The sequence below is a fragment of the Rhodococcus sp. WY5 genome, assembly GCF_018588185.1.
GTDB lineage: Bacteria > Actinomycetota > Actinomycetes > Mycobacteriales > Mycobacteriaceae > Rhodococcus_F > Rhodococcus_F qingshengii.
The window spans coordinates 230,044-241,478 of record NZ_JAAMPR010000003.1; the positions used below are offsets into that span (position 1 = coordinate 230,044).

Consider the following 11,435-nt stretch of genomic DNA (forward strand, 5'->3'; position numbering starts at 1 on the left):
GGCCAGATAGTTCCCCACCTGCTGTGAGTCAGATTCGGTCCCGGCAACGCTGGGTGGATGAAATCGAGCAGGGAGATCATGGAAATTTTGGAGGCGTACGACCTCACGGGTAGTTATCGGGCGGCGGCGGAGCTGGCTGGGTGTGATCACCACACGGTGGCCCGGTATGTGCAGATGCGCGCTGCGGGGCAGCCGCCGGACCGCCGGCGGCATCGAGCGCGGGCGATCGACGACTTTCTGCCGAAGATCGAGGAGTTGGTGGTCCGCTCGCAGGGCAAGGTCCGCGCGGATGTCATCCACGAACGGATCGTCGCGCTGGGGTTCACCGGCGGTGAGCGGACCACGCGCCGGACGGTCGCGGAGGCGAAGGCCCAGTTTCGGGCTGGTCGGCGGCGAGTGTATCGGCCGTGGGTAACCGAACCTGGGCTGTGGTTACAGTACGACTTCGGTGACGGGCCAACGATTTCCGGCCGGAAGACGACGTTGTTCTGCGCATGGTTGGCGTGGTCGCGATTTCGGGTGGTGATCCCGATCTGGGACAAGACATTGCCGACGGTGGCGGCGTGTTTGGATGCGACATTCCGCCGCTTGGGCGGGGTTCCGGTCTATGTCCTCACCGACAACGAGAAGACCGCGACGATCGATCACGTGGCCGGGATCGCGGTCCGCAATCCGGAGATCGTGGAGGTGGCACGGCATTACGGCACGACGCTGCGGACGTGTTTACCTGCTGATCCGGAGTCGAAGGGAGGAAGTGAGGCGACGGTGCGGATCGCCAAAGCCGACCTGTTGCCGAAGGAGGTGAACCTGCGCGAGCAGTATCACTCTTTCGGTGAGCTCGAGTCGGCTTGCCGGCAGTTCTGCACCGACGTCAACACCCGCGTCCACAGCTCTACTCGGCGGCGGCCGGTCGAGCGGCTGGCCGAAGAGTTGCAGCGGCTGCATCCGCTGCCGAAATCTCCGTTCACCGCGGTGTTCGGCACTACCCGGCGGGTGAACTGGGAGTCGACGATCTCGGTGGAAGGGGTGCGGTATTCGGTGCCGCACACGTTGATCGACACTCGGGTCTGGGCCCGCTTCCATGGTGAGGAGCTGATCGTGACCGCCGTCGACAATGATGGCGGTGCAGTCGAAGTCGCGCGGCACCGCCGCGGCCAACCCGGTTCACCGGTCCTCGACAACGACCACTACCCACCCCGCCCAGACCGCGACGCCGCCGACCGGGTGCCCAAGCCTCGTACCGCCGCCGAGCTCGCCTTCCTACAGTTGGGCCAGGGTGCCAACAGCTGGCTGGTCGAGGCTGCCGCCGCGGGAGCGCGCCGCATCAGGGCGAAGATGGCCGAGGCCGTGGACCTTTCGAAGCTGCACTCCCCGGACGCAGTCGACAGAGCGTTGGGGACGGCGGCGATGACCGGCCGGTTCGCCGATCGGGACCTGATCTCGATCCTCGACTACCAAGTCACCCACGAACACGCTGATCCGGTCCGTCGCAGCGAGAACCACACTCTGCAACCGGGCACCGCCGCCTGGTCCACCTTCGGCCAGACACCAGCGCCGGCCAGCCCAGCCACTACTGACGATGAAAGCGATGACGCCTGATGAGCACCCCTTTGCGCACTGTTACCAGCGCTAACGGCGACCCGTTGGCCGAGGCGATCGACCTGACTAAACGCCTGAAACTGCCCCATATCCGCAGGTCCTTGAGCGATATCATCCCGACCGCGAAAGCCCAACGCTGGGACCCCGCCGAAGTCGTGCGGGTTCTCCTCGCTGAGGAAGCCGCCGGCCGGGACCGGGCGAACCTGCACACTCGCCGCAAACGCGCGGGTTTCCCTACCGGCAAGACCTTCGGCGACTGGGACGAAACGAAATCGTCGATTCCCCGCGCCACCCAGGACGCGCTCCGCACCCTGGAGTGGGTCGGGCGGCGTGAATGTTTCTGCGTCTGTGGGCCTTCGGGAACTGGCAAGTCTCACTTCACCGAGGCACTCGGGCAGGCCGCAGTCGAAGCTGGGCTGGCGGTGTCTTGGTTCACCATCGAAGACCTCGGTGCCCTGGTCCGCCGGCACCGTGCCGACGACTCCATCGCCCGAGCCCTGACGAGGATCATCCGCTCCGACCTGATCATCGTCGACGACATCGGTCTGCTCCCGGTCTCTGAAGACGCCGCCGAAGGATTCTATCGCCTCGTCGACGCTGCCTACGAACGCCGAGCGATTGCCGTCTCGAGCAACCTGCACCCCTCCGGCTTCGACGAGATCATGCCCAAAACATTGGCCACCGCCACCGTTGACCGGCTCCTGCACCATGCGCACGTCGTCGTCACCGACGGCGACTCCTTCCGCCTCACCGAAGCCACCACCGGCAAGGGGGTGAAGCCCTTCAGCTAACCCAAATCAGAAAGCGGGTGGGGAAAAACAACTGGCCGCCACCGGGGAGAACCCGTGGCCACCAGCGGGGAGAACTACTGGCCGCCTACGGGGAGAACTTCGTGGCCATTGACAACTGCGGTCGGTAACGGGCATCTCCACGGAGATCACTGGTGAGAACCGCAACGACTGGTATGCGGGCGTTCCGGTGGCGTGGATGACGCTGACGATTGTTGCCCACGTGATCGCCGAGGAGATCCTCTTTCGCGGGCTGGGACTGTCGTTGTGGCAGTTTCGCGATCACGTCCGTGACCGGCGACTTCGCGCAGCACTTCTCGGTGGGGTCATGCGCTGGTACGTCGTCGTCAGTGTTGCGCTGTTCGGCTTCTCACACGCGGAATTCGGTGCGTGGAATGTACTCTCGGCCGCCACGCTCGGGCTGGTGTTCTTCCCCCTGGTCCTGAAAACTCGGTCGTTGTGGCCGGCCATCGTCGCGCATGCGATGGGGAACTTGGACTCGTATGGGGTACTGAACTGGATCCGGTGAAGAGGACCATCCCCTCACATACAGAAAGTCGACGCGTCATGACAACGCGCCGACCCCTGATCACCTGACTACAGCGCGCGTTTGGCCACTCTCGCTGCCGTCGACGGCGCTGTCCCCGGTGGTTTACGCGGTCCCCGGCGATGCGTGGGTTTGATGCCGGTCGGTGGCGTCAACGGGCCAGCAGCTCTGGCCGCTGCCTCGGTGGGCTGTACCTGTGCAGCCTCGCCTTGCGCCCGTTCCTCTCTCGCAGCGCTTCGCTCCCCGGCCGCGTACGACCGTTCCGCGCGCGCATCGGCGATGGTGCGGCCGTCACCGACCTCGTCGAGTGGAAACGCCCGCTCCGACTCCTCGGCCGTCGCCTGCGAGAACGGGATCTCGGTGCTTCGCTCGGACCCGACATCGTGGTCGTAGATCGGCTCGTCAGGTTCCGGTTCATCGGGCAACGGAATGTCCTCGTCCCACCCGCCGTGGGTCTTGTCGAGATCGACGACTTCCCCGTACTGATCGCTCGATGACCGCGAATCGTCGTGAGCAGGTGCGCTATCGGCCGCCCGGGACCGGGTTCGTCCACGCTCGTCTGCTTCGGCGTACTCGATGCGCTGTGCCTCGCTTTCGGCGGCGTCGGCGTTTCCGTCGTGGCGCGCCGCCTGGGTGTTCGCCTGCTCACGCATACGGTCTCCGTCGAGCAGACCCGGATAATGTTCGGCGAGTTTGGCGTCGAACGATTCGTCGATCTGGCCCACGAGCAACGCTGCCCGCGCCCGATCGAGTGGATGGCCGGGTTGCGCCTGCGCGAGCCATTCCTCCGCGACCTCGCGTTTGGCTTCGTCCTCACTCTTCTGCGAGACACGGCCCTTCGTCGCCGCCTCCCGCATGTTCCACGAGGCGAACGCGCTGGGAGAGCGGATCTTCTCGTTGAAGGTGATCCCGGCGACGACATCCGCGAGCCGGTCCGGGTCGGCACCATCGCGCACCAACGCGGTGAACTGCCGCTCGGCCGTCGCCCACCTCTTGTCCTCGAGGATCGACTGATCGACGCGTCCCTCGAGGCGATCCGCCAGGGTCGGCGGAGGCGGCGCGTCCTGCGCAGCCTCCGCCTGCGCATCGCGCCACCGGCCGCGTAGCCATTCCTCCCGGAAGTCCTCCCACGTCTGTGCGCTCGGCTCATTAAATTCGGCCGCGATCTTCTCGTTGCGTGGCAACGCCATCCAGGCGTTCGCCTCCTCGATCTGCTCGGCCTCCGGCAACCCCTCGGTGTAGGCCTCGCTTGCGTGCCACTGCCCACGGAGCCACTGCGCCTGCACCCCGTCCTCGCCCTGCCAGGTGTGCGCGTCCGGGAACTCCCAGTCCAACGCGACCTGCTCGTTGCCTGCCTTTTTCATCCACGCTTTCGCTGCCGCGAGTTCCTTACTCACTGAGACCGCGTCGATGAGCGACTTCTCTCCGCGCCGTGTCTCGTCCAGACCAGTTGCTTGTGCTTGTGCCCGCTGCCAGTTCTGATAGAGCGCCGGGTCGTGCTCACTGGCCCAGGCTTGTGCTGCTTCGAACTCCTTGTCCGCGGCAAAGGCGCTCGCCCATCTGCCGATCAAGGCCAGCTCATGGTTGCGTTCGGCGTCGCGCATCTCGGGTTCTTCGAAGTTCTGGAAGTTCACACGTGGAGCGTTTTTCCTCCAGTCTCCGTAAAACTCTTTGTCGTGTTCGAGTGCCCACTCTGTGGCCTTCGCGAGGTCGCCGTTGTGCTTCTGCGCGTGCTGGAAGACACCGTTGAGCCAGAATTTGCGGCGGCTTTCTTCGAATCCGTTCTCGCCGCGAAACTCCGGATGCGAAGTGTCTTCCCACATCGCCCGTACTCGCGCTTGTTCGGGTTGATGCAACCAGCGTGCTATCTCGACGCGTCGGGATTCTTCGCGTTCGAAGGTGGCTCGCTCCTGCGCCGTCTGCGCCGCAAGGTTGAGCTGATGCTGATGTAGTTCTTCCACAGTGCCGCGGAGGTCATCGATGCTGCTGTAGTTGCTGTTCTCGTTGAGCCATGACCTCAGCTCCCCCGCCATCTTGGCTGAACCGACCACCGTGGACGTGTAGTTGTCCTCCCATCCCGCCTGCACTCCGTACCGGCCTCCCGACAGCGGAGCGATGCGCACAGTCATCCCCGACTCGGGATGCTGCTCTGCGTAGACACGGCCGGCCGCTGCCGCCGCATTCCACTGCTCGGTATCGTCAGCGCTGAGCTTGCGTAATCCGTTCTCGGCAGCAACCGCTTCGATCCGGGCCACGTTCTCCGCGTCCTCGAACGCCGCGCGCCCCCTGCTTTCGCGAACAGTGCGCATCAGATCCGCGCCCGCGCGCATCGCCATCATCCATCGCATCGCGTCACCACGCCCAAGCGAGAACGTCGGAACCTCGTCGTGTTCACTCATCTCTGCTCTCCGTCCGATACGACCGCCGGCGCTGTCGGCGAAGAGGGCGCCGGGGCAAGAAAGGTCTGCGCCGCTCGTTCCCATGCCGCAGCAGGAGCAGTCGCCGAGTGTTCCGTGTTTGAGAATGCATCGAATGCACGGATCACTTTCACCGATTCAGGACTAGACGATGAAGGGACTGTGCTCGCGAAGGCATCGAAGGCGCGGATCACCTCCACCGCTGCACCTGAGTATTCGAACACAACGACCGCGTCTTGCCCGTGTGGCTCCTCCACGATGGCCACACGCACGTCGTCGATCGGATCGACTGCGGCGGCGTGCACGTGGCGGGCAAGACTCTCCACAGCTCGGGTAAGAGAAGGATGTGTCGAATGCAGTTCACTGACCGGCGAGTCGACAGCTCGGTACATCAGTGACACAGCGAAAACAGTAGAACCTCGATCGGTGACATTGTCGTTCGTGGGGTCAGTCATCGCTGCCCTTTCCAACTCGTCGGTCGTGCCACGAGCACAGCTCGCAGCATGCAATGGGTGGCGACTCCCGACGATGTGGACTTGTACGCGGCGGATCACGCGCCTGCGATCACAACTTCCTCTCTTCCCCTCTCCTCGGCAACCATTCCGGCGTGCTCGACGCCGGAGCTCTTGGTGTACGTCCGCGCGAAGGCGCGCGATCACGAACACTGTCGACTACTGCCGCAGTGGTGCGCGGAGCACCCGACATTCCGCGGCCCGCTTCGTCCGCGAAACGTCCCACGCAACGAGCCGACCTGGTGGCCGCCGCGCAGTGATGCGAGCGTTTCGATACCTCGTGCCACGCCGCGATCTCCAACAACAATTCCGACAACGCCAACGCCAACTCGAGCCCGGCGTCACGGGTCATACCGCGACCGGACACCAGTCCTACTCTCGACAACTGACGAGTCGAAGCACGCAACGCCCGCGCCATTTCTCCCGCAGGCGGTGATTCCAAGGACTTCGGCATCCGTCCTGCCCGATCGAACGACCACGCCGCGCGGCTCAGCTCCCCGCGCCGCTGCGCACCGTCCGCGACCCTCGCCCATACCGCCAACAGCGGCTGCACGCTCTTCGCCACCGCCACTGGCGACTCGGTCCTGCCGCGTACTGCGACCGCGCTCCCGCGCACGACTCCCGCGATCGAGGACAACACCTCATGCGCCCGCCCGGTCTCCGGTACCGCCAATGCCGCATCCCCGGACCACCGCGCCGACAACTTCACCCACGAGAGCTCCGGAGCCAACTTTCTACCTCCGAAGAAGATCGGGCGGCCGGTCTTCGCGTCGCGGTCCTCGGGATCAGCGACCGCGTATCCGTCGATCTTTCCGTCGTCGTTGCGGTGCAAGTGCACCAGCACACCTTGCGAGCGCAGCTCGGACAGAAACTGCTCCGAGTCCGCGCTCATCGCGGCGGTCTCGGTCACCACTTGACGCAACTGAATCTTCGCGGCCTTACCGGCTTCTCCCCGGCTCAGCCCCTCGTAACCCTGCCGCATCCGGGTCGCCGCTTTCTCGATCTCGCCGCGACTGGCCGCTGGTGCTGCAGAACCGTCGTTGATCGCGGTCGCCTGCAAACCGAGTCGATCCTCCCAATCCCGCATCACCGTGCGGGTCACTCCGAAATCGTTCTTCGGGTGGAAGCGACGACCCGTGTCCTGGCGCACCAACACCGCGGCGATGTGAATGTGATCGTTGCCTTCTGTGGACTGACCGTGATGCACCGCGATCCATCGGCACCCACCGGCGTCACCTTCCGGAGCGATCCCGGTTCGGTCCATCACATCGCGTGCAATCTCGTTCCACTGCGCGTGCGAGAGCTTCCCCTCTTCCGCCGACAGGCTGAGCGAGCAATGCCACACGTATCCGTGTTTGGTGTACCCCGGCTCACCTGTCTGCGGCTGACGCCTGGGCAACTCGGCCGCCTCGGCAGTCGCGTTCACGTGATCGAGCAACGCTGTGAACTCCGCCGGATCGAAGTCGAAATCTCCCGGCCCCACCAGATCAGGCTGCAACGCGCCAGGGTCGGACTGCCACGCCCCGATCACCGTCGGGCGCGTGTGCTCGTTGTGATCGCCCCGCCCCATCAGGTAGCGGACCAACCCCTTCGCATCCCAACCCTTCACGATCTTGTCGATCACCGCAGGCTCCGAAGATGCTCCATCAGCCAGGCATCGATCTTCGTGTTCGTGCGCCGCGTGAACTCCAAGACAGCATCAGCATTACCGCCCAGCTGCCCCGTCGAATTCGCATGACGGGCGACATCGTTGAGATTGCCGGCCACGTTCCCCAACAATCGACGCAACTCCCGCACCTCAGCCGCGACACCGCGCAACTCGTGCACCGTCGCCGGAGCGTTCTCTCCTGAACCTGTGGTCATCGCCTTCGCCGTCTCGACCGCAGACGCCGCGATGAATGCCCCCGACTTCAAGCCCCTCATCGTCGAAGCCTGCTCGATCAACGCGTACTCGTCCGGAGTGAACAGAGCTTCCTTGCGACGCGAACGAACGACCACACCGTGCGAACGGTGACCTCGCTTCGCCTTCACGCTCAACCCAGCTCCTCAACCGTCCAGACGAACCCTCGACTGGACCTCACTCGCCGGCCGCCCGGCGACATCCACCCCGCCGCCGGGGTGCTCAGACCTCGAACCCCTTCGAGTCTGAACCACGCCCGCGGCAGGCGCAAGCTAAAACCCCTGGGTTTTAGAATATCTTGCTCTGCTTTTCCACTAGACCTGCCTGCTTCCTGCGGAAATGCACAACGCGCGATCACCACGCACCCGAGCAACCCCGCCGGCCCACACCCAACTCGCGTCTGCGCGGATTCTTCATCAGGCAAGAGGTCGCGAAGCGGCCTCGCGGCAGCCCCGCCCTTCGCGTTCTTCTCTGCTCGCCACCCACTAGCCGCGACGTCTACCTGCGAAGCTGACCGCCCGATCCCGTCGTCCACACTTGGGGGTGGCGCGCGAGGATTGTGGGTGCCCGAGACGCAGCGGAGCGAGAGGAAAAATCTCGGGCATCCACATGAGGAGCGGCATGCGCCATCCCCATCTGTGGGCAACGGGCCGCCGCTACGCGGCGAACACCACCACGCTGCGCGCGGAAAACGCCCATCCGAACCTGGTGTGTTGCCCCCAACCTGTGCACCGGGGAACTCGGCATTGGGCACAAACCAGATTCCTCCGCTCCGCGTCTGGTTTGCACACAACGCCGCCCCGGACACCCAGGCCGGGGACAACACCTCCGGCAACGGCGATACTCCACGACCTCTCCTCACTCAAAGACTCCGCGCTTCGCCCGCACGGATTCACAACACGACGAACCATTCGATACAGTAGATTCATTCGAACTGAAAGGACCGGTGACCACATGGCCACAACGAAGAATTCCGCCGCCGAGAAGGCTGCATCGGCGTACCGAGCCGCCCTCGTCGAAAACTCGGTCGAAACTCTCGTCGGTGACCTCGCGGTGAAGATGGGTGAATGGAAGCTCGCACGCGAGGCACGCGAGCGTGGTCAACGTGAGCTGATCGCACGCGAAGAAGCAACCGAGAATGCCGTAGCCGCTGCATACGAGGCAGCGCGTGAAGGCGGCGCGAAAGTCAGCGCGCTCGAGAAGATCGACCTCAAGCCCACCGCCGCTCTCGCAGCCGTGAGCAAACGAGCAAAAGCAGGCAAGGAGAAGGGGAACATCGCTTCCCCGTCCACACCCACCTCACCACCCACTCCGGTCGCTTCGGGCACCAACCCTGCCCACTGACCGGCACCACAACGAACCAACAGGCAACTATCCACAAAAAAATGAATCTGGCTCCATCCCGATGTCTCGGGTGGAGCCAGATCCATGTTCAGGGCGCGACTACGTGGTGCGCCCCTATCGCTCAGCGGTCACGGTTCACACCAGGAGACGGCCCGCCGCTTCGGTCCAGATGTGACGGACGTGAGCGCTCGACGGCACGCGAATCGCTCTGCGGGGTCGGCTCGGATTCCTCGCCTGCCTCTGGTTCCGGATCGCCACGAAGCTCGATGTCGATCGCGCGCTTGCGCACCTTGAGTGCGTCCAGCCGTTCCTCGTGCTCGAATTTCAACCCGAGTCTCGCCTCCGATCGTCCCTTCTCTCCGACTGCGGTCGCGAGTTCGCGTTCGGCATTGGCCAACCGGCGGTCCATTCCCTCGATCGCATTCTCGAGCTTCACTGCGATACCGACACCACCGTTGCGCAAGGTGCCCGCGTTGAACGTGACCGCATGACCGTCGATGTCTGGAAACACGATCGCGGCGTCAGCGCTGCGCCCGTTCGGCACATTGCGCGCGTACAACTCGAAGCCGCCCAGCCGTCCGATACGACCGCCGTCGATCTCTTTCCAATGCGATGATCTGTCTTCGATGAGCGCATACAACCGCGCGGCGATCGCGTCGCCGGCCTCGATTCGAGAATCGATTGTGCTCCCGTCGAGTTCGATCACGAACTTCTCACCCCGAGTCGATACCCGCTGTTCGATCGCGCTGGTGAACGTGGCGATGCTCTTTTCGAGTTCCGGAATCCGGTATTCGGATTCGCGGACACGCAACGCCAGCATGGACTGGCTGCGTTGATGAGATCTTCGCAAACGCTCCAGTTTCCCGACCTCGGCATCAACTTCCGCCTTTTCCAGCACCAGCGGATTGCCCGAAGCGATGGCCACCGCTTCGTTCGCGTTCATCGCCGCGTCTCCGATGTCGTCAATCTCGCGGACGTCGAGGCTGCCTCTCATGAACTGATTGATGAAAGTGGCTTTCCGTGATTGCGTCGACCACATCCGAGCATCGAATGTTCCTTCGGTGATGGCGATCCCGATCCTGATTTCAGCGTTCTGATTTCCCTGCCGGACGCCGCGCCCGTCTCGCTGTTCCAGATCGGCCGGCCGCCAGGGACAGTCGATGTGCATCAACGAGACAACCCGGTCCTGCACATTCGTCCCCACCCCCATCTTCGATGTCGACCCGACCAAGATCGCGATCTTCCCGGATTTCGCGTCAGCGAACATCGCCGCTTTGGCCTTGTCGGTCTTGGCGTCGTGGATGAACGCGATCTGCTCGCGCGGCACGCCTTTCGTAGTGAGCTCCGATGCCAGTTCGTCGTACACGTTCCACCCCTCCCCCGGCGTTCCCAGATCAACAGAACACCAAATGCACAACCCGCCCCGACGCGGATGCGGAGCGCCGTCCTTCCACGATGTAGACGTTGTCCTTGTTCTCCTCCCAATTGCGGTGTAACCACGTAGCCGCCGCACCGATCTTGTGTCCGGAGTCGGCCTGTGCCTCCTCCAACGCCGTCCCGGCGTCGGCGAACAAATCGTCACCGTCTTCAATTGCGGCTAGTTCCTGTGCGGTGTGGGCCTTGCGGGTGAGCAAGCGCAGATCCAGCGCCGCTGCGCGCCCTTCCGATGAAATTTTGAGCATGTTGTCCACGGTCGGCTCGACAAGTTTTTTGCGGACCGCATCCGCACGTTCACCGAGACTGATCACGAAATCACGCTGAGCCTGCGTCGCCGGGACGGAAATCAGTTCGGGAACTCGCTGCCCGTCGCCCCGCCTCGCGATGGCCGGTGTCGGAAGGTCGAGATCCTCCGCGTCTTCACATCAGCGGCGACGTGAAACATCTTCAGCAACTCGGGCACGTTCCGGAAACCCGATACCCGTTCCTTGAGCGACCAGGAGTTGCCGTCCACCGACATCTCCAACTCCGCCTTCGTGGAAGCGAATGTTCCCGCCCACTGATCGAAATTCGTGATCCCGGCAGCTTCCATCAGATCGGGTCGCAGGTACCGCTGCATGACGTATGCCTCGGTGATCGAATTCGCGATCGGGGTCGCCGTTGCTCCGGTGACCGCTCTCCCGTTGTGCTTGTCCCGCAAGTACTCGATCTTCATGTGCAGATCTTGCGCACGCTGAGAACCGGCGATCGCGGCCGATTGAATGTTGGTGTCCGTGGACAGATTCTTGTAGTCGTGCAGCTCGTCGACGACGAGGTAGTCGATCCCGGTCTGCTCGAAGGTGATTCCCGGATCCACCGGACCCCAATTTGCTCTTGAGCTTTCCTCCGCTT

Annotated in this window: 11 protein-coding genes; 4 read left to right on the forward strand and 7 right to left on the reverse strand. The window is 63.8% G+C overall.

What is annotated here, in order from left to right:
• Positions 1–57: 57 nt before the first annotated feature.
• The 3 genes from istA (at position 58) to G4D79_RS31705 (ending at position 2,916) form a co-directional block, all read left to right on the forward strand.
• Positions 58–1,599, forward strand: coding sequence for an IS21-like element IS1415 family transposase (gene istA / locus G4D79_RS31695; protein WP_030538069.1), 1,542 nt, complete (start codon positions 58–60; stop codon positions 1,597–1,599).
• Complete coding sequence (istB, locus tag G4D79_RS31700) at positions 1,599–2,390, forward strand: IS21-like element IS1415 family helper ATPase IstB (RefSeq protein WP_003944771.1); 792 nt, start codon at positions 1,599–1,601, stop codon at positions 2,388–2,390. The genes istA and istB overlap by 1 nt, the downstream gene beginning before the upstream one ends.
• 196 nt (positions 2,391–2,586) lie before the next feature.
• The gene (locus G4D79_RS31705; protein WP_214514826.1) at positions 2,587–2,916 is read left to right on the forward strand and encodes a CPBP family intramembrane glutamic endopeptidase; all 330 of its coding nucleotides are present in this window, start codon (positions 2,587–2,589) and stop codon (positions 2,914–2,916) included.
• A gap of 68 nt (positions 2,917–2,984) precedes the next feature.
• On the opposite strand, the gene G4D79_RS31710 is transcribed toward G4D79_RS31705, so the two are convergent.
• The 4 genes from G4D79_RS31710 to G4D79_RS31725 form a co-directional block, all read right to left on the reverse strand.
• Positions 2,985–5,333 carry a hypothetical protein gene (locus G4D79_RS31710; RefSeq protein ID WP_075835957.1) on the reverse strand — a complete coding sequence of 783 codons (2,349 nt, stop codon included), beginning with the start codon at positions 5,331–5,333 and terminating at the stop codon, positions 2,985–2,987.
• Positions 5,330–5,806 carry a hypothetical protein gene (locus G4D79_RS31715; protein ID WP_042925479.1) on the reverse strand — a complete coding sequence of 159 codons (477 nt, stop codon included), beginning with the start codon at positions 5,804–5,806 and terminating at the stop codon, positions 5,330–5,332. The genes G4D79_RS31710 and G4D79_RS31715 overlap by 4 nt, the downstream gene beginning before the upstream one ends.
• Positions 5,807–5,915: 109 nt before the next feature.
• On the reverse strand, positions 5,916–7,487 hold the full coding sequence (locus G4D79_RS31720) for a relaxase/mobilization nuclease domain-containing protein (protein WP_042925476.1): 1,572 nt from the start codon (positions 7,485–7,487) through the stop codon (positions 5,916–5,918).
• Complete coding sequence (locus G4D79_RS31725) at positions 7,484–7,894, reverse strand: hypothetical protein (protein WP_223304641.1); 411 nt, start codon at positions 7,892–7,894, stop codon at positions 7,484–7,486. Before G4D79_RS31725 ends, G4D79_RS31720 begins: the two co-directional genes overlap by 4 nt.
• 823 nt (positions 7,895–8,717) lie before the next feature.
• Here G4D79_RS31725 and G4D79_RS31730 point away from each other — a divergent pair.
• On the forward strand, positions 8,718–9,107 hold the full coding sequence (locus G4D79_RS31730; protein ID WP_118604579.1) for a hypothetical protein: 390 nt from the start codon (positions 8,718–8,720) through the stop codon (positions 9,105–9,107).
• Between the two features lie 121 nt (positions 9,108–9,228).
• On the opposite strand, the gene G4D79_RS31735 is transcribed toward G4D79_RS31730, so the two are convergent.
• The 3 genes from G4D79_RS31735 to G4D79_RS31745 all read right to left on the reverse strand — a co-directional run.
• Entirely contained in the window at positions 9,229–10,473 is a 1,245-nt protein-coding gene (locus G4D79_RS31735) for a helicase C-terminal domain-containing protein (protein WP_214514827.1), read from the reverse strand.
• A gap of 28 nt (positions 10,474–10,501) precedes the next feature.
• A complete protein-coding gene (locus G4D79_RS31740) occupies positions 10,502–10,855 on the reverse strand; it encodes a hypothetical protein (protein WP_214514828.1) in 354 nt (117 codons plus the stop codon).
• Between the two features lie 35 nt (positions 10,856–10,890).
• Positions 10,891–11,435: hypothetical protein (locus G4D79_RS31745; protein ID WP_214514829.1), on the reverse strand; the 545-nt coding region annotated here is incomplete at its 5' end.